General features: G+C 60.8%; 17 protein-coding genes. 11 read left to right on the top strand and 6 right to left on the bottom strand.

What is annotated here, in order from left to right; genetic code table 11:
* Positions 1-33: 33 nt before the first annotated feature.
* Together pbpC and ACR0C3_RS19900 are read right to left on the bottom strand one after the other, a co-directional pair.
* Entirely contained in the window at positions 34-2,094 is a 2,061-nt protein-coding gene (pbpC, locus tag ACR0C3_RS19905; RefSeq protein ID WP_480760139.1) for a penicillin-binding protein 1C, read from the bottom strand.
* Positions 2,091-7,514, bottom strand: a complete 5,424-nt coding sequence (locus tag ACR0C3_RS19900) for an alpha-2-macroglobulin family protein (protein WP_480760137.1) — start codon at positions 7,512-7,514, stop codon at positions 2,091-2,093. Before ACR0C3_RS19900 ends, pbpC begins: the two co-directional genes overlap by 4 nt.
* A gap of 116 nt (positions 7,515-7,630) precedes the next feature.
* On the opposite strand from ACR0C3_RS19900, the gene ACR0C3_RS19895 reads away from it, so the two are divergent.
* Positions 7,631-9,820, top strand: a complete 2,190-nt coding sequence (locus ACR0C3_RS19895) for a response regulator (protein ID WP_480760136.1) — start codon at positions 7,631-7,633, stop codon at positions 9,818-9,820.
* Positions 9,821-9,912: 92 nt separating this feature from the next.
* Here the strand turns inward: ACR0C3_RS19895 and yaaA are convergent, their stop codons facing one another.
* The 3 genes from yaaA to ACR0C3_RS19880 form a co-directional block, all read right to left on the bottom strand.
* Positions 9,913-10,683, bottom strand: coding sequence for a peroxide stress protein YaaA (gene yaaA / locus ACR0C3_RS19890; protein WP_480760134.1), 771 nt, complete (start codon positions 10,681-10,683; stop codon positions 9,913-9,915).
* Between the two features lie 133 nt (positions 10,684-10,816).
* Complete coding sequence (gene recQ / locus ACR0C3_RS19885; RefSeq protein WP_480760133.1) at positions 10,817-12,856, bottom strand: DNA helicase RecQ; 2,040 nt, start codon at positions 12,854-12,856, stop codon at positions 10,817-10,819.
* Positions 12,857-12,934: 78 nt separating this feature from the next.
* A complete protein-coding gene (locus ACR0C3_RS19880; RefSeq protein WP_170472916.1) occupies positions 12,935-13,222 on the bottom strand; it encodes a YggT family protein in 288 nt (95 codons plus the stop codon).
* Between the two features lie 129 nt (positions 13,223-13,351).
* On the opposite strand from ACR0C3_RS19880, the gene ACR0C3_RS19875 reads away from it, so the two are divergent.
* The 10 genes from ACR0C3_RS19875 to smpB all read left to right on the top strand — a co-directional run bounded on the left by ACR0C3_RS19875 (position 13,352) and on the right by smpB (position 21,553).
* Positions 13,352-14,719, top strand: coding sequence for an MFS transporter (locus tag ACR0C3_RS19875; protein WP_480760131.1), 1,368 nt, complete (start codon positions 13,352-13,354; stop codon positions 14,717-14,719).
* Entirely contained in the window at positions 14,716-15,579 is an 864-nt protein-coding gene (gene mepA, locus ACR0C3_RS19870; protein ID WP_170379497.1) for a penicillin-insensitive murein endopeptidase, read from the top strand. Before ACR0C3_RS19875 ends, mepA begins: the two co-directional genes overlap by 4 nt.
* Entirely contained in the window at positions 15,552-16,436 is an 885-nt protein-coding gene (locus tag ACR0C3_RS19865) for an esterase-like activity of phytase family protein (RefSeq protein WP_480760129.1), read from the top strand. Before mepA ends, ACR0C3_RS19865 begins: the two co-directional genes overlap by 28 nt.
* Before the next feature lie 91 nt (positions 16,437-16,527).
* A complete protein-coding gene (locus tag ACR0C3_RS19860) occupies positions 16,528-17,175 on the top strand; it encodes a queuosine precursor transporter (RefSeq protein WP_480760128.1) in 648 nt (215 codons plus the stop codon).
* 264 nt (positions 17,176-17,439) lie between these two features.
* Positions 17,440-17,859, top strand: coding sequence for an alternative ribosome rescue aminoacyl-tRNA hydrolase ArfB (gene arfB, locus ACR0C3_RS19855; RefSeq protein WP_480760126.1), 420 nt, complete (start codon positions 17,440-17,442; stop codon positions 17,857-17,859).
* 58 nt (positions 17,860-17,917) lie between these two features.
* A complete protein-coding gene (locus tag ACR0C3_RS19850) occupies positions 17,918-18,664 on the top strand; it encodes an SDR family oxidoreductase (RefSeq protein WP_475219947.1) in 747 nt (248 codons plus the stop codon).
* Between the two features lie 81 nt (positions 18,665-18,745).
* A complete protein-coding gene (locus ACR0C3_RS19845) occupies positions 18,746-19,759 on the top strand; it encodes a P1 family peptidase (protein WP_480760125.1) in 1,014 nt (337 codons plus the stop codon).
* Positions 19,760-19,868: 109 nt separating this feature from the next.
* Entirely contained in the window at positions 19,869-20,282 is a 414-nt protein-coding gene (locus ACR0C3_RS19840; RefSeq protein ID WP_170472935.1) for a c-type cytochrome, read from the top strand.
* Positions 20,283-20,486: 204 nt separating this feature from the next.
* Positions 20,487-21,029, top strand: a complete 543-nt coding sequence (gene idi, locus ACR0C3_RS19835) for an isopentenyl-diphosphate Delta-isomerase (protein ID WP_480760124.1) — start codon at positions 20,487-20,489, stop codon at positions 21,027-21,029.
* A 47-nt stretch (positions 21,030-21,076) separates the two neighbouring features.
* Positions 21,077-21,553 (top strand): SsrA-binding protein SmpB, encoded by a 477-nt coding sequence (gene smpB, locus ACR0C3_RS19830; protein WP_170379480.1) that lies wholly within the window; start codon positions 21,077-21,079, stop codon positions 21,551-21,553.
* 63 nt (positions 21,554-21,616) lie between these two features.
* Here smpB and glpK read toward each other — a convergent pair whose 3' ends face one another.
* Entirely contained in the window at positions 21,617-23,095 is a 1,479-nt protein-coding gene (gene glpK, locus ACR0C3_RS19825; protein WP_480760123.1) for a glycerol kinase GlpK, read from the bottom strand.
* Positions 23,096-23,113 lie beyond the last annotated feature (18 nt).

The raw sequence follows: 23,113 nt of genomic DNA, 5'->3' as shown, positions 1-23,113 counted from the left end.
GGTTAACCTGCGACACGAATACTCTGCCACGCTTTAGTCGATTCGAACTGACACCCGATCCGACGCGCCATGGGCGTCCACCACCACGAGTGCGGTATACCCGCGACCCGGGTTCGGAATTTCGAACTCGCGATGCCGTTGCCCCGTCAACACCGGAACGCCATCCGCAAGCAGTGAAAACGGTCCAACCCCGCCACGTAGTTTTACGGTCACTGGGCCTCCATCCGTCTCTAACACAGAATTATTGGGCGGAAAGATCAGGTCTGGGGCGCTTGGGTCATCGTCGAATGCTGCCCCTCGGAGCTGAAAGCGTTGTAGGGGTTGCGGCAGTTCGGCGGCCCCCACGATCAAGGTCGATGGCGGCGGTGGGCGCAATGGCGTGGCAGCCGGTTTCAGATGGCCGAAGGCTTCAAACAACAGGGGGGCCGCCAGCTCTCCACCAAAGGCGCCGGGGACCGGAGTGCCATCCGCGCGCCCCAGCCAGACGCCGATCACATGCTGGCCGTCAAAGCCAATCGCCCAGGCATCCCGGTGCCCGTAGGACGTGCCGGTCTTATACGCCAAGCCAAATGCGGCGGCCCCTGGTGGAGGGGCAAGACCGACCAGAATATCGCTCACCTGCCATGCCGCGACATCTGACAGAACCCGAGGCGTCCTAGCGCGATCCGCCAGGGCCTCATGACGCAACCTTGGCCCTTGCCCACCTGCGGCCAGCGTGGCGTAGAGTTGCACCAGATCGTGCAGGCTCAGCCCAACACCGCCTAGTGAGATAGCAAGACCTGGGGTGCCTCCTTTCAGTTTCGGGTGGGCTCCGGCCTGCTCTAGGGCGGCCATCACGCGCGCAGGCCCAAGCTCATCCGTCAGCCGCACAACTGGGATGTTGAGCGACAATTGCAGCGCGTCCCGAACCCGCACATCGCCACGATAGGCGTCATCAAAATTGCGCGGCGCGTAGCGGCCAAACATAACCGGGCTGTCGCTGATCAAAGTTTCGGGATGGGCCAGCCCCTGATCGAAGGCCAACCCATAGACGAGAGGTTTCAGCGTCGACCCCGGCGAGCGCAGCGCCCGCGTCATATCCACGAACCCCTGCCGCGCGTCTGTGTAGCCCGCGGATCCGACCGAGGCCAGGATCTCTCCGCCGCGGTGATCAGCCAGGATCAGCGCCCCTGAAATACGTGGCCCCGCTCGCGCCGCCGCCTGTGCGACAAGAGGCTCCAGCCGTTCCTGCAGCCCGGCATCCAGTGTCAGGTCCAAAGCCTCAGCTTCCGGGTTTTCACGCCGCGCTCGGTCTGTCAGGTGAGGGGCCAAGCGGGGAAATGGGCGCATCTGATCCGGGATATCTTCGGTCAGTGCGCTGTGCATCTCAGATTTGGTCAAAACCCCATAAGACTGCATCCGCTTCAGAACCCGATCTCGCGCGTCTCGGGCAGCCAAAGGGGCACGGTCCGGGCGCCGGACCTCGGGCGATTGCGGAAGGGCAATCAGCAGAGCGGCCTGTGCGGGGGTCAGCCGCACCGGGTCTTTTCCAAACCACGCACGGCTGCCTGCGCGGAGGCCTTCCAGATTGCCACCGTAGGGGGCGTGGGTCAGGTAGAGGTTTAGAATTTGCTGCTTGCTCAGACGCCGTTCTAGCGCCAATGAGACCCTAACTTGCCGGATCTTTCCACTCCAGCGCCCGGTTGAGCCATCCTCGATCAGTCGCGCGACCTGCATGGTTAGGGTTGAGCCACCCGAAACGGTACGCCCATTCCATAGGGCTTGCCCGGCAGCGCGGAGGAACGCGAGAGGGTCGACACCGGAATGTGACCAGAACCGTTTATCCTCATACCGGACCAGCATTTCGATGAACGCCGTGTCCACTGGGCCGGGGCGCATCCGCCAGATGCCATCTTCGACCGGGAAGGCCCGCAGAAGCGCTCCGTCCCGGCCCCTCATTTCCACCGAGGTTTCGGCCAGAACAGGTGGTAGGACGGTTGCGTCTACCCACGCATCCAACCGGTCCCGCGCGAAGGCGGTCAGGTAGAGCGCAGAGGCCAGCGCCAGCAACGCCGGGGCGACCCCCTTGCGCCGATATGGTGGGTGCGGGATCACCGCACCTCAACCCGCCCGGTTTCCGTCCGCGCGCGGTTTTGCGGGCGATACATATCCTCGACCGAAGCGGCCGGATGGTGGAACGTACCGGGCGTGACGGCGCGCGCCACATAAGCCAGTGTCACCGTCTCACCGCCGGACAGATCGACCGCCGCCAAGAAGCGGTCTGAGCGGAACTCGGTATGCGTCGCGTCGGACAGGTCCAGCCAATCCAACGCGCGCACATCGCCTGATCGCAACAAGTTGGGGTTGTCGATCTCGATCCCTGCAGCCAGAGGATCGTCGATCATCAACCGCGCGCCGCCGTTCTCGAACGGTGTGACGGTCAGGACGGTTACAAAGCGGTCGCCGGCGGTGAAGGTGGACCGGTCCAGAGGGTCGCCTTCAAGCGAGTAATAGGCTCTGTTTATGGCGTATCCGGTGCCTCCGGCTTCGGGCGGAGTGGTTGGGATGCCCGTCACTGTCAGCGTGATATCGGTTGGGTTGGCTGCGGTGGCCGAGATGTTCAGGTCATCGGTAAACCCTGCATCACGCACCTGAACGAAGGGACCCGAGACCGGCGTGCCGTTCACCATCAACCCCGAGTCGGATGGGTCTGATACAAGCGCATGCGCGGCCAGCAGGGACCATGAAGCCTCCTGCGTCGACAAATGCGCGCGGCCTGAGGTGACACGCTGGACAAGCGCGTCGCGATCCACTGCCTGACTGCCCGCATCGACCGCAAGGGTCAGAAGACCGGCGGCATCCCGCAGATCTGTGCCGTAGTCGACCCGCCACAGGTAGCGCTCCTGCGCGGGTCGACGCTGCAGCAGCTGGGCCGCACGGGCGAACATGGCGTCGGCACGGGTTTGATCTCCGTAGGACGCCAGCGCCGCCCCAAGTTGCGCGGCGGCCAGAGGGGTGTCGAAAACGTCCCCCTTGGTATCCGCGTAATAGCGCAGATCGCCCATCGAGGCTGCGCCTTCGCGCGCCAGCACCATAAGAGCATAGGCGATATCCTCACCGCCTTCGTCGAAGTCTGGGGCATAGTTCACGCGGTTGCGCAGGTTATCCATGGCTTGCGCGAAGGCGCGGTCCGACACCGAGTGGCCTTGCGCTCGGGCGCGTGAGAGGAAGTCGGTGACATAGGCGTCCAACCAGAAATCTCCGCTCTCTGCACGCCAGAGGCCGAACGCTCCGTTCGGGGCCTGTCGGGTCAGGATGCTGCGGATCGAGTCGCTGATGCGTTGATCCACAATCGGCCCGTCACCCAGCCCCGACGCTTGCGCCACGGAGGACAGGTACAGCAGCGGAAGGGCCTTGCTGGTGATTTGCTCGGTGCAGCCATAGGGGTAGCGATTCAACTGATCCAGCAGGGCGGGTGTGTCGAACTTTGCCAAAGCGCCCGCGGACAGAATCGCCTTTGCAGTGCCGGGCTGGAAGCCATCGAACACGTCCTGGGTGAACAGGAAATTGTCGCCCGTGCCTAGCGAAAACCGTCGTGTTTGAGCCACAATAGGGTCGTTTGCGCGTACCGGCATCCGCAGGGTTTGCGGCAAGTCACGGCCATCCGGCGTCGTGATCGCCACGCTGATTTCCGGGTCTCCGACGGCAAGCGCGCGAAGCGGGATTTCGAATACCGCCTTGCCGCCATCCTCCAGAACAAAGCTGACGGGCGCTGTTCCCAACTCCAACCCGGATGATGCGGTCAGCCCCAGTCCCATCTCACCTGATGGGCCATCGGCATGGACGATCTCAAGCAACATCCGGCTTTGGTCGCCGGAGGCCAGAAAACGGGGCAGGCTGGCTGTGACGACCACGGGGTCGCGCACGATCATCTCGGCCTCGGCCTGTCCGACGGCTGCCGCCGACCAGGCGACCGCCATCAGCCGTACGGTTCCGTTGAAGGCGGGCAGAGGGATGTCGACCTCGACCTCTCCGTTTGCATCCACCTGAACCGGGCCGCTGAAAACGGCCATCAGGTCTTGTGTTGGCGGAGGGGATTGCCTCTGCATCCCCGAATTGTCTCCGCCAGAGCGGATCGTGCCCATTGCACCGTTCATGCCATCGATCAGGCGGCCATAGACATCACGCAGGTCCACGCCCAGACGGCGCTGGCCGAAATAGTAACCCTGCGGATCGGGGCTTTCGAAACCGGTCAGGTTCAGAATACCCACATCCACGGCGGCCAGGGTCAGCCAAACAGGCTCACCTTCGGGCACATTTTCGACCCTAACAAGGGCTTTTTGCGTTGTTCTCGGAGAGGTCACCTGCGGCACATCAATGCTTACATCCAATGTGCGCCCGACAGGCTCAACTGTTGCATGGGCCACGCCCATTGCCCGTGCCGGGTTCTGACCGGCTGCGACATCCATGGGGCGGATCACGGTAGCGGTGACATATGCTCCGGCACCCCAATCCTCGGTCACGTCGATCGGGATCACGGTTTCGCCCTCTGGCACGTCGACCATCTGGCGGTGGATCAGCCGGTTCGAGAGGACCTCGATCTGCGCCACGCCTGCCATGCGCGGCACGATCCGCAGTTGCGCCCTCTCGCCCGGGCGATAGCTGTCGCGGTCCAGCGACATTTCCAGTCGGTCGGGCGAGGTTGAGGCGTCTGCCGCCTGATACCAGCCCGCGCTGAACTCCACGGCGGTTTCCGCGTAAGTGCCATCGAGGCGTTCGACCACCAGTTCATACTGGCCCCAGTCGACCGGTTGCGACAGGTTCAGTGGGTCTGCACCTGTCTCAACCTCACCTGTGGCAATACGGGTACGTCGCGTGGTCGGCTCCCAATTCCAGTCGCCATAGAGCTGATACCATTGATAGCGGGTTTCCAGCCTGTTCAGCGTCCAGCGCAGGCGCATGGGCTCAGTGGTCAGGTTGGGCGACAGGCCGATGATCTGGAACGCAGCTTCGGTGCCTTCGGGGATCACATCCTCGAACAGGGGGCGGATACCGATCATCGCCTGTGCGGATTGGACCGGAGCAGTTAGGCGGCGTTCGACAGGGCGGCCCGATCCGTCCGTCAGTCGGGTGATAACTTCGACCTCAAGAGGTTTTCCATTTGTCTCTAACCCCGGGATTTCGATGGCAATTGAGGCCTGCCCAGAGGCATCCGTCTGCGCATCACCGAAATAGGTGCTTTTGGTGGAGGTCTCGGCGTCGTAGCGGCCGAAGCGGAAGGTTTCAAAGCCAGGAACGGCGTCGGTTGGGCGGGCAATGACCTGTCCGTCAATGCTCAGATCCGACCCCGGCGCGCCGAACAGATAGCGGGCGTCGATCTGCAAGGGCGGCGTATCGCCGGGGCGCAAAGGCGCGTCCGGCAGGCTGAGGTCAAAGTCGATGCGCTCGGGCAGGAAATCCTCGACCAACACGGTTTGACGGGCCAGAGCGTCGGCCTTGGGGTCGGACTTGATCTCGATCTTCCATGTCCCACGCGGCACATCGGGGGCGACGGGCAGGCTGAAGATGTGTCCGCCCGCTACACCGCCATCCGAGACCGCGCGGCGATACTCCACCCCATCGGGGCGATAGAGAATGGCGGTAAGGGGCAGGCCTTCGATGGCCTGAGCTGTGTTGTTGCGGGATAGAGCTGTGATGTGAATGACCTCTCCGGCGCGATAGGCGCCTCGGTCAGTGGTCAGGAACACATCCACGGGACCCGCAGGCGCGCGCCCTTCGACCCCGCGATCCGACAGGTCAAACGCGGGGTCAGTCAGAGAGAGGAAGCTGAAATCAGAATCCCCATCAACGACCATCACCAAAGCTGGTGCGCTTGCCCCCTTGCCGCGGGTCAGGCCCGCTTCGAACTGCGCATAGCCACTGGCATCTGTCTGCGCTTTGGCAATCACCGCGTTGGCGTTTGAGACTAGCGAAACCTCGATCCCGTCGCGCGGGGTAGCATCGTGCAGACCGCGTACGGTGACATGCAGCCCGTCGGTGCCAAGAGCCGTGCTGATCCCCAAATCGGTCAGCACGAACCACTGTGTTGCGCCTGGGTCATCATAGGGATCGGCCCCAGGTACGCGTGCAGTCAGCGCATAGATCCCAGCGGGTTGATCGGCAATCGCCTCCGCCATGGGCAGGCGGGCGGTCATGCTCTGGTTCAGCTCGTTTGCGATCTCGGCTGTGCCGGTCCAGACATCCTCGGCAATCTCGTCCGAAAACTCACGTTCCTGCCATTCGCTGAGGGGGCGGCCAAAGAAATCCTGCTGGATCGCCCGGATCAGGTTGCGGTCGCTGACGCGTCGCAGGGTCAGGTCCAGAGAACCGGTATTGACCGTCTCAACCGGCAGGGCCGCATCCGCCGATTTCGGCAGCACATAGCTGCGCCCCGGAAACCGGACCGACGGAGCACGGTCACGGACGTAGTGCGTCAGCTCGACAGTACGGTTGAGGGCCTCACCCGAGGCCGCCGGAAGCCCCTCGCGCAGGGCAAAGCGATAGCGCTGACCATGCGCAACGCCGTCTAGGCAAATGCTTTTGCCATCGACCTGTACCACCAGCCCATCGTCACTGCGTTGCACAAACGGGTCGTAATCGACCCCCGCCTTGACCAAGGGTTCCGAGAACTCAACGCAGATACGCGGTGCGGCGGCGTTGCTTTCCACCGTGCTGTCGATGATGCGGAAACCGTATTTACCGATCGCATCGTCCAAAGCTGCCAAGACATCCTCACGCGGTTGGACCTGTTCGGCCAGCCGCAGCGCCGATACCATATCGCGACCGCGTTCGACCGCTTCCAGCGCGTCTGACATCACCATCAGCGCCGCGATTTGGGCCCCCGGTGTGTCCGCGCGCAGATATCCGTTGATGGCGGCGTTCAACGCGCGGGTGCGGAAGTCCTGCTGCTCCTGATATCCGTTCGGGTTCAGGCGCAGCAGCAGCCGGGCGTATTCAACCCATAGGTCGGACGCATCGCTGAGGGTCACGGCCTCCCCAGTCCACAACATCGCGAGCCGGTCCGTATCTGCGTTTAGCGCTGACTCCAGCAAAGTCTGCAGGTCACGCCCTCCGGCAGAGTGGCGAAACCCAAGGTCGCGGGCCTGTTGAAACGCTTCGTTCAGGTTTTTCTGGCGAAGGAATGTGAGGGACTCAGCGCGCGTTTTCCCCAATAATAGGGTCTGTTCTGGGATGAATACTTTCTGTGCCGACACCGCGCCTTGATAGGGCTCCTGCCGGTTCACACCGCTTTTAGGAAAACAGGCATCCGACCGAGTGTTATAGGTAAAGGCCGTGCAGCTTTGATTGGCCGAACACGCGCGGATGCAGGACTTTAGATCCGTATCGAACAGCGCATCCAGATCCGAGCCATAAAAATCCGCATCTCGGGTCGTGATATAGCGGAACTCGGGCACGGCAGTCTGGGCCAGAGCGCCCAAGGTCAGGGCGAAAGTGGAAATGATGTAAGTTATTGAAAAAAATACAAAGCGGTGCATTTTGACCTCCTGTTTGGGGTCAATTTGACACGTGCGGTGCCCCTCAGGCAACGGCTTAAACACTTTTTCACCGATTGCCCGGATGCTGACGGCAGAGCAGACCGGAATTACGCATCATGAGCCTCGCACAAAAACTGGCACAGGAACGGCGCGCGCGCCTCGCGGCGGAACGGATGTTGGCGCTGAAACAGGCTGAGCTGTCTTCGGCCAACCGCAAACTGGGCCGTCATGCGATGGCGTTGACCAAACGAATTGGCGAGACTCAGGCCGAAGTTGAAACCGTCCGGGGCGAGAATGAAAAGGTCAAATCAGATCTGACCGAGGCCCATGCCAAGGTCGAAGTGGCCGAGCGTCGCCTGTGGCATTCGATCCAGACCATTCAAGACGGGTTTGCCTTTTTCGACGGTGACAGTCGCCTGATCGGGGCCAATACCGCCTATCTAAGCGTGTTCGAAGGTCTGGATGAGGTCGCGCCGGGTATCTCGTATACGCGCATTCTTAAATTGCTGACCAACGAAGGCATCGTCGACACCGACTCGGAAAAGGCCGGGGACTGGCAGGCACGCATGCAAAGACGCTGGGCACGGGCTAATCCGCCACCCGAGGTGATCCAACTCTGGAATGGTCAATACATCCGCCTGATCGACCAGCGTGGCAGCGACGGAGATGTGGTCAGCCTTGCCCTGAACATCACCGCATCCGTCCGGCATGAGGCCGAATTGCAGGCCGCACGCGACCGCGCCGAGGCTGCGAGCCGCGCCAAATCGGCCTTTCTGGCGAATATGAGCCATGAAATCCGCACGCCCATGAACGGCATCGTTGGCATGACCGAGTTACTGTCCGAAACACCGATGGATGAAGAACAGCGCCTCTATGTCAACACGATCCGCAACTCGGGTGAGGCGCTTCTGGTTATCATCAACGATGTGCTGGATTATTCCAAAATCGACGCGGACAAACTGATCCTGCACCCCGAGCAATTTGATCTCGAACGCTGCATCCTTGAGGTCGCGATGTTGCTGCAGCCCAGCGTGCGGGAAAAAGGCCTGACGCTGCTGGTGGATTACGACCTCTTCCTGCCAACGCTGTTCGTGGGGGATCCGGGGCGCGTGCGGCAGGTTCTGACCAACCTAGTGGGCAACGCCGTCAAGTTCACCAGCGAGGGGCATGTGCTGATCCGGGTGACCGGTGTTCCCCACCCGGACCGCCAGGATTGCGACGTTCACATCGCCATCGAAGACACCGGTATTGGGATTGAGGACGACAAGATCAACCATATTTTTGGTGAGTTCAATCAGGTCGAAGATGAGCGCAATCGCCAATTCGAAGGCACAGGGCTGGGCCTCGCGATCACCAAACGCCTGATCACCATGATGGGGGGCAATGTCTGGGTCGAAAGCGAAGTTGGGCAAGGGTCGTGTTTTGGCTTCCGGGTATCTCTGCCCACCGCCGAGGGGCCACAACCCGCTCCGCCTGACCTGCAAGGGTTCCTGAAACATGTGATGCTGGTAGAGGATATGGCGGCCAACCGGGCCATCCTTGCCAAACAACTGGGGCGTCTTGGGGCAAAGGTCACCCTCTGCGCTTCAGGAGGGGAAGCGCTGTCGAAACTGGACCCCTCGATTGATTTGTTACTATGCGATCATGACCTGCCCGATATGGACGGTATGGAGCTTGCGACCATCCTGCACGACCGCGGCTGGGCCGAGTTGCCGGTGGTTATCATGTCCACCAATCCAGGCGTCATTCACGCCAGCCCTGCACGGCATTTGATCGAAGGTGTCTTGCAAAAACCCATCCCACGGTCCGAACTTTACAGCCGACTGATTGCCTTGGGGGATACCGCAACTCAGCCAGATACCTCGCCTCCACCTATGCCAGTGGCCCACCCGATCGGGAACCGTGTGATGCGCGTTCTGGCGGCCGAGGACAACCGGACCAACCAACTGATCCTCAAGAAGATGGTTAAGGATCTGAACATCGACCTGCGTTTCGCAAGCAACGGGCAAGAGGCTGTTGACCTCTATCAGGAGTTTTCACCCGATTTGATCTTCATGGACATTTCGATGCCCCGAATGGATGGCAAACAAGCCACCGCAGAAATCCGTCGCCGCGAGGTTGAAACCAATCAGCACGTGCCAATCGTCGCCCTGACGGCGCACGCCATGGCGGGGGATGATCAAGGTATTCTAGAGGCCGGTCTGGATCACTACCTGACCAAACCGCTGCATAAGAAGCTCATCCAGCAAATGATCCTAGACCATTACCCCGAGGGTGCTGAACCTGTCACGCCCAAGCCCGATTAAGCAGCGGCAGAGGCCCTAAAAAAGGGGACCTACCTTCATCTGGCTAAAAATACCTCGAGGAGCGCGAGGGGCGGCCCCTCGCTTCCTGCCTTCTACGCCGAGTAAGGCCGCACGAAAACGGGCTTGTCGTCCTCGGACAGATCGGGGCGGTATTCATAGCCGCCGCTGTCAAAATCCAGCAAACCGGCCGGATCGGTCAAGCGATGCCGAATGATATACCGCGCCATCGCACCGCGCGCTTTCTTGGCGAAAAAGCTGACGATTTTGGGCGTACCAGCTTTGTCCTCCATGAAGACCGGAGTGATAACTTTCAGGTTCAACGCTTTCAGGTCGACCGCCCCGAAATACTCCTGACTGGCGCAGTTGACCAAGACCTCGCTGCCAACCTCAGCCCCTTGCGCGTTCAGTGCTTTGCTAAGCTGATCGCGCCAATATTCATACAGGTTCTTGCCGCGCCGGGTTTTTAGCTTGCTGCCCATTTCCAACCGATAGGGCTGAATCGCGTCCAAAGGGCGCAATACGCCGTAAAGACCGGACAGAATGCGCAGATGGTCCTGCGCCCATACCATCTCATCAGCGTCCAGCGAGGCTGCCTCTAGCCCTTGATAGGTGTCACCGGCAAAGGCCAGTGCGGCGGGGCGGGTGGCCTCAAGCTCGGGTGCGTCGGCGAAAGCGCGATAGCGGTCCCGGTTCAGCCGGGCCAGATCATCACTGAGGTCCATCAGTTTCTTGAGGTCGCTCAGTGTCAGGTTGCGCGCAGTCTTGGACAAACGGATCGCATCGTCCTGAAAGTCGGGCTGCGTGGCCTCAACATCCCGTTCTGTCCAGTCCAGCCGCTTGGCTGGGGAAATCACTACCAGCATATCCGCCCTCGTTCCTTGCCTGTCCTGCGGTATCTAGGTCGTTTTACGTTTCACCAAAAGAGATTTTGTCAAAAGGCGCAGTCGACCGCAGAGAGAGGCAGTGTTTTTTGACGCCTTTGAAACGTGAACCGACCTATCCCGCTTGCCGCAGCACATCCAGAAAGGCCGCCCCAAACCTTTCGTGACGACGATCGCCCAACACCTGTTCGACCCCGCGCAGATCATCGGGTCGCATCTGCGCCACCTTCGCCAGTTGCGAGGCCGTGCAGCTCAGCGGCTTGTCGATCCCCTCTGGCCCGCGTGACAATTGTGACTGCACCTCAAGCAGGCGGTCGTAAATCTCGCCTTGCTCGCGCCCGGCCAGCTTGCGCCGCGCAGGGTGGACCGCTTCTACGGCCCCAGCAATAACCTCAAGGAAGGTGTCGCCATAGCGTTCAAGCTTCTTGGCCCCGACCCCTCCGATGCGGGCCATGTCGTCCAGCGTTTGTGGACGTTTCTCGGCCATTTCGATCAGGGTGCGGTCCGGGAAGATGACATAGGCAGGCACACGTGCGGCTTCGGCCAAAGCGCGGCGCTTGGCCTTGAGGGCAGAGAGCAGCGGAGCGTCTTCTTCGGCTACCATCGCCTTGACTGCGGGGCGGCGCGCGGCTTTGCGGATCGTATCCTCGCGTAGGTTGATCTGCGCCTCACCCTTCAGGATAGGCTTAGCAGCCTCCGTCATGCGCAGGGCACCGTGGCGTTCGGGGTCGGGGCGGACCAGATCATGGCCCATCATCTGCCGAAAGATCGCCTGCCATTGCGGGCGCGACCAGTCTTTGCCGATACCCCAGGTCGACAGCGTATCATGGCGGCGCGCGCGGATCTTGTCGGTTTCATTGGCCAGAAGGATGTCGATCAGATGGCCACTGCCAAACCATTCCTCGGTCCGCAGGATCGCCGACAGCGCCATACGGACGGGGGTTGTGCCATCAAAAACCTCGGGCGGGGTGTCGCAGAGATCGCATTTCCCGCAGGGTTCGGCCGTTTCTCCGAAATAGCCCAGCAGAGTCTGACGACGGCACACCAGCGCCTCGGCCAGACCCAGCAGAGCGTTCAAGCGCGCGTGATCAGCCATGCGCCGTTCAGGCGGGGCCAGGCCCTCATCCACCTGCGACCGACGCAAGCGAATGTCATCAGGGCCAAACAGTGTCAGGGTTTCAGCCGGGCCTCCGTCACGCCCGGCGCGGCCGATCTCTTGGTAATAGGCCTCGATGGATTTGGGCAGGTCCGCATGGGCGACCCAGCGGATATCGGGTTTGTCGATGCCCATCCCGAAGGCGACGGTGGCGACGACGATCAGCCCGTCCTCGCGCGCAAAACGGGTTTCGACGATACGCCGGTCCTCGGGGTCCATACCGCCGTGATAGTGGCAGGCCGAATGTCCTTCGTCGCGCAGAGCCTTAGCCAGAACTTCGGTCTTGTTGCGGGTGCCGCAATAGACGATGCCGGATTGGGTTTTGCGCGCGGCGGCGAAGTCGAGGATCTGTTTGCGCGGTCCGTCCTTGGCGGCAAAGGCCAGATGGATGTTGGGCCGATCAAACCCCCGCAGAAACTTGCGCGGGGCGCCTCCGTCGAACAGTTTCTCGACGATCTCGTCCTGCGTTTCGGCATCCGCCGTGGCAGTGAACGCGGCCAGAGGTATGTTCAGGGCGCGCCGCAGTTCTCCGATCCGCAGATAGTCGGGGCGGAAATCGTGACCCCATTGGCTGACGCAATGTGCCTCGTCCACAGCGATCAGGCTGACATTGATGCGGCGCAACATGCCCAGTGCCGACCCGGCCGCCAGACGCTCGGGCGCCATGTAAAGCAGCTTGAGCCGCCCGGCCTCTAACGCCTCCCACACCGCATCGGTTTCCTCGGGCGTGTTGCCCGAGGTCAGCGCACCGGCTTCAACCCCGGCCTCCTGCAAGCCACGGACCTGATCGCGCATCAAAGCGATCAAAGGGGAGATTACGACCGTCACACCGTCGCGCAGCAGCGCAGGCAATTGATAACACAGGGATTTACCGCCGCCTGTTGGCATGATGGCCAGCACGTTTTCACCTGCGGTCACGGCATCGACGATCTCTTCCTGACCAGGGCGGAAGTCGTCGAATCCAAAGACATCTCGCAGCAGGGGTGCGGCGTCGAACATGTGCGGGGTTGCCCTGTTTAAAGGTTTATCTGCTCTTAAGACAGGACAATCACACACTAAGATTCGGTGAACAAGAGTTCAGACGAAATAGCCCGCATTGTTGATCAAGATAATCCGCGCCGCATAGACCCCGATCAGCACGACAAGAGGGGTCAGATCCAGCCCGCCCATATTCGGCAGGATACGGCGGATCGGGCCGTAGATCGGTTCGAGTATGCGGTTCAGGCCGTACCAGATCTGCGCGACCAGCTGTTGGTGCAGATTCAGCACCTGGAAATTGATCAGCCAGCTCATGATCACGTGGGCGAGGATAATGAACCAGACAATGTCCAGGATCAGAAGCAGGATTTGGATCAGCGACAGCATGGGTACTCCGTTCTTTGACCGAAAAAGACCTAAGCACACACGCCGCAAAGAGCAAGCCTGCGCCAACTGAAAGCTTGCGAATTGGGCCAAACACCCGTCTTATTGGACAAAAGAATAACTGGGGCAATCATGGCAGAGATTTCCAATCGCAAGCGCATCTGGGGCTGGTGGTTTTTTGATTGGGCATCGCAGCCTTATCATTCGCTTCTGGTTACCTTTGTATTCGGTCCCTATTTCGCCGGAGTCGCCGCAGGGTATTTCACCGATGCCGGGCTGGACCCGCAAGCCGCCGCCGCGCGGGCGCAGACGGTCTGGGCCAATTGCCTGACCATCACCGGGCTGATCATCGCTTTTGGCGCGCCTCTGCTTGGGGCGATGGCAGATGTTTCCGGGCGTCGCATACCGTGGATATTTGCGTTCTCGGTGATGTATGTGGTGGGGTCTGCCGCACTTTGGTACACGATGCCCGACGGCTCGAACATGTGGCTGATGCTGTCGGCCTTTGGGCTGGGCTTTGTCGGGGCAGAGTATGCGCTGATCTTCATCAACTCACAGCTGCCCGAACTAGGCGATGATAATCAGGTGGGCGAGATCTCGGGCTCAGGTTTTGCCTTCGGATACTTTGGCGGGTTGATATCGCTGGCGATCATGCTGGCGTTATTTGTCGAACAGCCCAACGGCAAGACGTTGATCGGGATAGAACCTGCTTTGGGTCTGGATGCTGCGACTAGCGAGGGTACGCGCTTTGTCGGGCCTTTCACCGCCGCGTGGTTCGTTTTGTTCATGGCGCCCTATTTCCTGTGGGTGCGTGACGATCCAAAAACCAAAAAAACCGGCAGTTTCGTCGAGGCGCTGAACCTGCTGGGGCACTCCATCTCGGACCTGCGCCATCGGGTCAGTCTGGCGACTTATCTCGGGTCGTCGATGTTTTACCGCGACGCGTTGAACGGGCTGTATAGCTTTGGCGGGGTTTATGCGCGGTTGGTTCTAGAGTGGGACCTGATCAAGATCGGTGTCTTCGGGATTGTCAGCGTTCTGGCCTCTGCCATCTTTGCGTGGATCGGGGGCAAGTTGGATCGGAAATACGGCCCTAAACCGGTCATTCTGGTTGCAATCTGGGTGCTGATCTTTGTTTGTATCACCGTCGTTTCGATGGACCGGACGCAGATCTATGGCATAGCGCTACCTGAAGGGTCCGGACTGCCCGACATGGTGTTTTTCGGCTGTGGTATCCTGATCGGCGGGATGGGAGGGGTTTTGCAATCCGCCAGCCGCTCAATGATGGTGCGCCATACCGATCCCGCGGCTCCGGTAGAAAGCTTTGGGCTTTATGGCTTGTCCGGCCGTGCGACCGCCTTTGCCGCGCCATTGCTGATCGGAGTGGCAACAACTGTGACCGGTAGTGCAAGACTAGGGGTGTCACCGATCATTCTGTTGTTTATTCTGGGTCTATTCCTGATGCGCTGGGTAAAGCCGGAAGGGGATCAGAGCAGATGATTTTACTACGTTTTTTGGCACTATTAGCCACGATCACATGGGCAGGCACAGCGGGGGCGCAGCCTCTGGCCAAGCAATTGTTCGGGGCGCAAAAGCAAAGCTCACAACAAAAACCAGCCGCTTTCGGCAGTTATTCGCGCGGATGCGCCGCCGGTTCGGTGCAGCTGCCTGAAACCGGGCCCACATGGCAGGCTATGCGCCTGTCGCGCAATCGCAACTGGGGCCACCCCGAGGCAATAGATTACGTGCAAGACCTCAGCCGGTTTGCGGCCAAGCAGCCGGGCTGGAATGGTCTCTATGTCGGGGATATCAGCCAGCCGCGGGGCGGGCCGATGACCTCAGGCCATCGCTCGCACCAGTTGGGGCTGGATATCGATATCTGGATGCTGCCCGGAGACAACATGCGGCTGTCGCGCAACGCGCGTGAGAATATCTCGTCCATTTCCCTGCGTCGCGCGAACGGAGCGTTCGTGAACGGCAACTGGACCAAACAGCACCACGCCGTTCTGCGAGCAGCCGCAAAGGACAAGCGCGTCGCGCGGATTTTTGTGTTCCCCGGTGCCAAAGTTCAGATGTGCAAGGAAGAAAAGGGCAACCGGGCTTATCTGCGCAAGATCCGGCCTTGGTGGGGCCATCACTACCACTTCCATGTGCGCCTGAAATGCCCGCGCGGGTCTAAAGGCTGCGTCAATCAGGACCCGCCGCCAAAGGGTGATGGCTGCGCACAAGCGCAGGAATGGGTCAACAATATCCTCAACCCTCCGCCACCCGATCCGAACGCGCCTGCGCCAAAGAAACGTCGCGAATATGTTTTGGCCGATCTGCCCCAGCAATGCGCTGCCGTTTTGTCGTCCAACTGATTGCCGCTGCTTTGTGGGCCGGTCAGGTCGCAGCGGTTGAGATCAAGAGCGCCACATTTCTGGGCAGCTACACATGGGTCGAGGCCACCGATTGGTTCGGTGGCTTCTCGGCCATACACCTGAGCGACGACGGATCCTACGTCACCCTCCTGAGTGACCGAGCTACCTTGGTCACGGCACGGATCACGCGCGATGGAGATGCGATATCGGGTGTCGAAGTGCAAAACCGCGGGCCGCTTTTGTCCAGCATGGGGCGTAAGCTGAGCGGCCGGGCGGGGGACTCCGAAGGAATCGCCCTTGCGCCAGGTGGCGGCTTTTTCGTGTCCTTCGAAGGTGTTCATCGCGTGGCCTATTATAGCTCTTCGGAGGCTAACGCGTTGGTTCTGCCGCGCCCTCACGCCTTCAGCGCGCTGAATCGCAACGGTTCTTTCGAAGGGCTGGCGATCGACGGGCAAGGGCACCTCTATACCCTGCCAGAGAAAACCCGCACGGCGAGCGGCGATATTCCGGTTTTTCGCTGGGACGGGACCACCTGGTCGACCCCTTTTACCCTTCCACCGCGGGATCGCTTCCTGCCCGTTGCGGCTGATTTCGGCCCAGATGGGCGCTTCTATGTACTTGAGCGCTCGGTCGCATTCATCGGATTTCGGACCCGCCTGCGCCGATGGGACGTCTCAAACAATTCACCACGCGCCGAGGAGGTTCTGCTGGAAACCGAAACCGGTACACATGACAACCTCGAAGGTCTGTCGGTCTGGCGCGACGATCAGAACCGCCTGCGCGCAACGATGATCTCGGACGATAACTTTCTGGCGCTGCAGCGGACCGAGTTGGTGGAATACCTGCTGCCCGATTGACAGGACCAGACCAAGGGTCTAAACGCACGGCTTGCCTTGGGATGAGCCCTTGGCCAAGTCGCCGCTACCTTGTCAAAACGGGCATCTGAAAATGCAACGCTCTTATATTCCCGGCATCCTTGCCATGGCCGCCATTGTTGTGGCCTCGAACATTCTGGTTCAGTTCCTGATCCTTGACGGATTGCTGACCTGGGGTGCTTTCACCTATCCGCTGGCCTTCTTGGTCACTGACATCATGAACCGCGTCTATGGCGTGGGTCCGGCCCGCAAGGTCGTGTTCGCCGGTTTTGTCACCGGTATCATCTGCTCGCTGATCGGTAGCCAGATCATGCTGCAGGGCGACGGCTTCGAATATGCCGCCGTGCCGCTGCGGATCGCTGTTGCCTCGGGCACCGCCTTCCTGATCGCACAGTTGACCGATGTCACTGTTTTTAACGCCATGCGCGGCGGCCGTTGGTGGCGCGCGCCGCTGGTTTCGACTCTGGTCGGATCGGCGCTGGACACCGCGATCTTCTTTACGCTGGCCTTCTCGGCGTCGGTCACCTTCTTCGGCGCAAACGCTGACGCCGCGATCAACTGGGCGTGGGAACCTGTGCCGTTCATGCTGTCCGGCCCGATGGCTCCGCTCTGGGTCACGCTGGCTTTTGCGGACTGGTTGGTGAAGCTGTCACTGGCCCTGATCGCCCTGATCCCGTTCAAGGTGATCGTCTCCCGTCTGACTGCCGCACAGCCTGCGTAAAAAAGTGCTTTGAGAATGGCGCATCTTGTGTCAGGCTCAAAGTTAACCGCAACAGATAGAAAAGGAGGTGATCCAGTGTCAAGAAAGAGATTGGAGAGAGGTGTCGGAACAACCGGGGGGAAAGCCTGCTAGGGCAGCCCTTGGCGGAGCGCTCGCTCCGGCTGGTCGATTGATCTAACCGACCCGACCTCCTTGTACTTTCGAAGGGCCGTCCCACCGGGGCGGCCCTTTCTGTTTCCACCCGCGCCTTGTAAGGTCTGAACCATGTTGCGCATCACTGACGATATCACCCTGCAGGATTGGGAATTGACCGAGAGCTTTGTCCGCTCCTCCGGTCCCGGCGGCCAGAACGTCAACAAGGTCTCAACCGCTGTCGAGCTTCGGTTTGAGGCCGCGCGCTCGCCATCCCTGCCGGAGCCGGTGAAGAACCGCCTGAAACGTCTGGCCGGGCGGCGCTGGACCAAGGATGGTGCGATCCTCATTCAATGCGAAGAAACCCGTTCTCAGGCCCGCAACCGCGAACTTGCGCGCACCCGATTGGCGGAACTGATCGCCCGAGCGCTGGTCAAACCCAAACGGCGGGTCGCGACGAAGCCGACCTATGGGTCGGTCAAACGGCGGCTGGCGGCGAAAAAAGCCCGTGGCGACGTCAAGGCCCTGCGCGGCAAAGTCTCGGAAGAATGATCTGGTATCTTTGGGATGCGTTGCTACTCTGCCCCTGACTGGCAGGAGGGGTAACGACGTGAGGCTGAACGGTAAAACCGCAATCGTCACCGGCGGTGCATCCGGATTCGGGGCGGGAATTGTACAGAAATTCCTGATCGAAGGCGCGCGCGTGATGATCGCTGACATCAACGGCGACGCGGCGCAGGACCTGGCGGCGCAACTGGGCTCCGCCGCCATGGCGCAACAGGTGGATGTCAGCGACGGCGCGTCGGTTCAGGCCATGGCCGACGCGGTCGAGGCCGCCTTTGGACAGCTCGATATTCTGGTCAACAACGCGGGCGTCACCCATCTGCCCACCCCGCTGGAAGACGTGAGCGAAGAGGATTTTGACCGCGTCTTCAACGTGAACATGAAATCCGTCTACCTGACCGCCCGCGCCTTTGTCCCGGCGATGAAGGCACGCGGCGCCGGGGCGATCCTCAACGTCGCCTCAACCGCCGGGCTGTCGCCGCGCCCCAATCTGAACTGGTACAACGCCTCCAAGGGCTGGATGATCACCGCGACGAAAACAATGGCGGTCGAACTGGCCCCCTCTGGCGTACGCGTCAACGCGATCTGCCCGGTCGCGGGGGAAACGCCGCTGCTGAAATCCTTCATGGGCGAAGACACGCCCGAGATTCGCGCCAAGTTCCTCTCAACCATCCCGCTTGGTCGCTTTTCAACCCCACAGGACATGGCCAACGCGGCCCTGTTTCTCTGCTCGGACGAGGCCAGCATGATCACCGGCACAGCGCTCGAGGTCGACGGTGGCCGCTGTATCTGATCCGCTCTTCATCTGGCCAAAAATACCTCCGCCGGAGGCAGCGCGCACCAGCGCGCTTTCGGCCCAACACAAAAGGCGAACATGACCCCCGGAGCCCGAAACCTTATCACCGATGTCCCCGGCCTGAAGGTCGGCAATGCGCAGGACACTGCGCTGAAGTCTGGCACAACGGTCCTGACCGCCGACACGCCATTCACAGCCTCGGTCCACGTGATGGGCGGGGCCCCCGGCACGCGCGAAACCGACTTGCTGGCCCCCGACAAATCCGTCACCCATGTCGACGCCATTGCTTTGTCCGGCGGGTCGGCCTTTGGTCTGGATGCCTGCTCGGGCGTCTCGGACGCGCTGCGGGCACAAGACCGGGGATTTCCTGTTGGGGACATCCGGGTCCCAATCGTTCCCGGCGCAATCCTGTTCGACCTGTTGAATGGCAGTGACAAGTCATGGAACGAAAACCCCTACCGCGCTTTGGGGCGCAAGGCTTTCGAATCCGCCAGCGAGGATTTCACCCTTGGCACAACTGGCGCAGGCACCGGAGCCTTGGCGGCGATGCACAAAGGCGGGCTGGGTTCGGCCTCATTTGTCTTGGACAGCGGTGTGAAGGTTGGAGCTTTGGTGGCGGCGAACCCCCTGGGCAGCGTCACAACGCCGGGTGATCGGCATTTCTGGGCGGCGCCGTTTGAGATTGGCGATGAATTCGGCGGTTTAGGGCCTGATCCCAGCGCAGGACTGGGCCAACCGCAAATCAGCCGCAAGTCGCAGGCCATGCGCGCCGACCCGCAGAGGGCCAACACGACGATTGCCATCGTCGCCACCGACGCGGCTTTGTCCAAACCTCAATGTCAGAGACTTGCGGTCGCCGCCCATGATGGGATAGCGCGCGCAATTCTTCCCGCGCATACGCCGGGCGATGGCGATCTGGTGTTTGGCGTCAGCACCGGGGCAAGGCCGATGACCTCAGAGGCTGAGCTTGGGCAGATCGGCCATGCGGCCTCTCTCTGCCTCGCGCGGGCGATCGCGCGGGCGGTTTATCTTGCGACACCCGTCTACGACGATTTGCTACCTTGCTGGTCCACGCTAAACGCAACAGGTTAGAAACGCCCGTACAAACGCCGAGAGGCGCGTATGCGCGGCAATCTGCGCGTTGACTCTGGGCCGTTCAAAAGCACCATCTGCGCAAGCCACCAAGTATCGGAGCCAAAATATGAATCGCATCCTAGCTACAGCAATCATCGGCCTGCTGGCCCTGCCAGCCTATGCGGAAGGCGATGCCGAAGCAGGCAAGAAAGCCTTTAACAAGTGCAAATCCTGCCACATGATCGCGGACCCCGAGGGCGAAGTGATCGTCAAGGGCGGCAAGACCGGGCCGAACCTCTATGGCATCGCAGGACGGACTGCGGGCACCTATGAGGGGTTCAAATACGGCGACAGCATCGTTGCTGCTGGCGAAAACGGTCTGGTCTGGGACGAAGAGACTTTCGTCGCCTATTCGCAGGACCCCAAAGCGTTCCTGAAGGATTACCTGGGCGAGACCTCGGCCAAATCCAAGATGTCGTTCCGTCTGAAAAAAGGCGGCGAGGATGTCTATGCCTACATCGTGAGCGTCTCTGGCGAGTAAAATCGGCCGAAAATCCTGTTGGACATGACGAAAGGCCGCACACCTGCGGCCTTTCGTGCGATTGATTACATGACATATCATTGCCACCTTCGTTTCATGCGGTGACCGTGCTTAGCCCAATGACACCGAACCGCCACGCCGATCTGGCCATTGCATAACCCCAAATTCCCGCCTTTCCGGCGGATCGGCATCAGGAGAAGACAGATGGGATTGATGATTCCGGCCTGGGTTGATGGCCAATTGACCCCCGTCGACAAGCTGGAGGCGCATGAAAAGGGCCTCAAGCACAAGGCCGTGTCTGTCTTTGTCGTACGGGGTACCGAAATTCTGTTGCAGCGCCGCGCCATGGGCAAATATCACACGCCGGGTCTTTGGGCGAATACCTGCTGTACGCATCCCGACTGGAACGAAAGCGCCTCGGCCTGTTCTGTGCGCCGCTTGCGTGAGGAATTGGGGATCACCGGCCTCTACCCGGAATACCGCCACCGGCTGGAATATCACGCTGATGTCGGCAACAGCATGGTGGAACATGAGGTCGTTGATGTTTTCCTCGCCCATGTTCGCGGACCGTTGAAAATCGAGCCTAATCCGGACGAAGTGATGGATATCCGCTGGATCGACTATCACGATCTGCTGGCCGAAGTACGCCGCCATCCCACCCGTTTTACGCCGTGGCTCAAGATCTACCTTGCCAACCATGCCGACACGATTTTTGGCCCAGATCTGATCATCTCGGCCAAGAGGTAGGCGCTGCGCCTTGCAAGGACGGCCCAAGCCGCCTACATCATCGCGTCATGGCCAAGCAGAAGACAGACCCGAATTACAAAGTCATCGCCGAGAACCGGCGCGCCCGCTTCGATTACGCAATCGAAGAGGATATCGAGTGCGGCATCATGCTGGAGGGGTCCGAGGTCAAATCCCTGCGGGCAGGTGGTTCGAACATCGCCGAAAGCTATGCCTCGGTCGATGACGGTGAGCTATGGCTGATCAACAGCTACATTGCCCCCTATGAGCAAGCCAAGGTGTTCAAGCATGAAGAGCGCCGCCGCCGCAAGCTGCTTGTGTCGCGCAAAGAGCTGTCGAACCTTTGGAATGCAACCCAGCGCAAGGGCATGACGCTGGTGCCGTTGGTGCTGTATTTCAACCACAAGGGCCGGGCGAAGCTGAAGATCGGGATCGCCAAGGGTAAAAAGCTGCATGACAAGCGCGAAACCCAGGCCAAGCGGGATTGGTCGCGGCAGAAGCAGCGGCTGATGAAAGATCACAGCTAACCCGAAACGCTGTTGAGGGTGGTGCCGGGCTGAAGCCCGGCCTACTTGGTGTTTGGAGACCCGTCAGAACGCCATGGCCGCCTGAACGGCGCGTTGCCAACGGGCATAGGCCGCGTCGCGGTCCTGTTGCGGCATGTCAGGCTCGAATCTCTGGTCCAACTGCCATGTCTCGGCGAAACCGTTCTGATCGGGATAGATCCCGGCCTTCATGCCCGCCAACCATGCAGCCCCCAAGGCGGTTGTTTCCTGCATCACGGGCCGATCGACCGGTGCGCCCAGAATGTTCGAGAGGCCCTGCATGGCCCAGTCAGATGCGCTCATACCGCCATCGACGCGCAGGATCACCTCTGCCTCAGCCCCCCAGTCGCCCTGCATGGCGTGCCACAGGTCTCGGGTCTGGAAGGCGATGCTTTCCAGTGTGGCGCGGGTGATTTCGGCCCGGCCCGAGTTGCGGGTCAGTCCGAACACTGCGCCACGGCAATCCGGTTTCCAGTAGGGCGCACCCAAGCCGGTGAAGGCGGGCACCAGCACCACATGCTGGTTCGGATCGGCCTGCGCGGCCAGATCGCCGCTCTGCGGGGCCGAGTCGATGATCTGAAGTGCGTCGCGCAGCCACTGCACGGCGGCCCCGGCAATAAAGATCGAGCCTTCTAGCGCATAGGTCCGTTGCCCATCCAGCTGATACCCGATCGTGGTGAGTAGACGGTTCTTCGAGGCAACCGGCTGCGTGCCGGTGTTCAACAGGGCAAAGCAGCCAGTGCCATAGGTCGATTTCATCATGCCGGGCTGGAAGCAAGCCTGTCCGATAGTGGCGGCCTGCTGGTCCCCGGCCACGCCCAGAATAGGGACATTGCCGCCAAGCAGCGTTGTCGCGCCGAAATCAGCGGCGCAATCCAGCACCTCTGGTAGCATCGCCATCGGGACGTCCAGCAGATCGCAGATCTCAGCGCTCCATGCGCCTTTGTGGATGTCGAACAACAGGGTTCGGGCGGCGTTGGTGGCATCGGTGACGTGCTTGCGCCCTTCGGTCAGCCGCCAGATCAGGAAACTGTCGATGGTGCCGAACAGCAGCTCTCCGGCTTCGGCCCTTTCGCGCGCGCCGGGGACAGTATCCAGCAGCCATTTCACCTTGGTGCCCGAGAAATACGGGTCCAACAGCAGCCCGGTTTGCAGGGTCACATCATCCTCGCACCCGGCCTGTTTGTAGCGGGCGCAGATATCGGCGGTGCGGCGGTCCTGCCAGACGATGGCATTGTGGATCGCTTTGCCGGTGGTCTTGTCCCAGACCACAGTGGTTTCACGCTGGTTGGTGATGCCAATCCCGGCGATCTGTGCAGGCGTTGTGCCCGTGGAGTCCACCACCTCCTGACAAACGCTCAGAACGCTGTTCCATATATCCTCGACATCATGTTCGACCCAGCCTTCCTGCGGGAAATGCTGGGGAAATTCCTGCTGTGCCGTGCCCACACGCTGCATCTGAGCGTCAAACAAAATGGCGCGCGATGATGTCGTGCCCTGATCAATAGCCAGAATATATGTCATGCCCGCGTTCCTCCCCCG

The organism is Ruegeria sp. CK3, assembly GCF_056536565.1.
Note: the sequence above shows the minus strand (reverse complement) of the source record. Positions and strands in the feature narration are given on the sequence as shown.

Bases quoted from the DNA above. Each gene is read 5' to 3' on its own strand.
- arfB (WP_480760126.1), top strand. From the start codon at position 17,440: ATGTTGCGCATCACTGACGATATCACCCTGCAGGATTGGGAATTGACC.
- ACR0C3_RS19875 (WP_480760131.1), top strand. From the start codon at position 13,352: ATGGCAGAGATTTCCAATCGCAAGCGCATCTGGGGCTGGTGGTTTTTT.
- glpK (WP_480760123.1), bottom strand. From the start codon at position 23,095: ATGACATATATTCTGGCTATTGATCAGGGCACGACATCATCGCGCGCC.
- ACR0C3_RS19880 (WP_170472916.1), bottom strand. From the start codon at position 13,222: ATGCTGTCGCTGATCCAAATCCTGCTTCTGATCCTGGACATTGTCTGG.
- yaaA (WP_480760134.1), bottom strand. From the start codon at position 10,683: ATGCTGGTAGTGATTTCCCCAGCCAAGCGGCTGGACTGGACAGAACGG.
- ACR0C3_RS19840 (WP_170472935.1), top strand. From the start codon at position 19,869: ATGAATCGCATCCTAGCTACAGCAATCATCGGCCTGCTGGCCCTGCCA.
- mepA (WP_170379497.1), top strand. From the start codon at position 14,716: ATGATTTTACTACGTTTTTTGGCACTATTAGCCACGATCACATGGGCA.
- recQ (WP_480760133.1), bottom strand. From the start codon at position 12,856: ATGTTCGACGCCGCACCCCTGCTGCGAGATGTCTTTGGATTCGACGAC.
- ACR0C3_RS19860 (WP_480760128.1), top strand. From the start codon at position 16,528: ATGCAACGCTCTTATATTCCCGGCATCCTTGCCATGGCCGCCATTGTT.
- ACR0C3_RS19865 (WP_480760129.1), top strand. From the start codon at position 15,552: ATGCGCTGCCGTTTTGTCGTCCAACTGATTGCCGCTGCTTTGTGGGCC.
- ACR0C3_RS19845 (WP_480760125.1), top strand. From the start codon at position 18,746: ATGACCCCCGGAGCCCGAAACCTTATCACCGATGTCCCCGGCCTGAAG.
- idi (WP_480760124.1), top strand. From the start codon at position 20,487: ATGGGATTGATGATTCCGGCCTGGGTTGATGGCCAATTGACCCCCGTC.
- smpB (WP_170379480.1), top strand. From the start codon at position 21,077: ATGGCCAAGCAGAAGACAGACCCGAATTACAAAGTCATCGCCGAGAAC.
- ACR0C3_RS19895 (WP_480760136.1), top strand. From the start codon at position 7,631: ATGAGCCTCGCACAAAAACTGGCACAGGAACGGCGCGCGCGCCTCGCG.
- ACR0C3_RS19900 (WP_480760137.1), bottom strand. From the start codon at position 7,514: ATGCACCGCTTTGTATTTTTTTCAATAACTTACATCATTTCCACTTTC.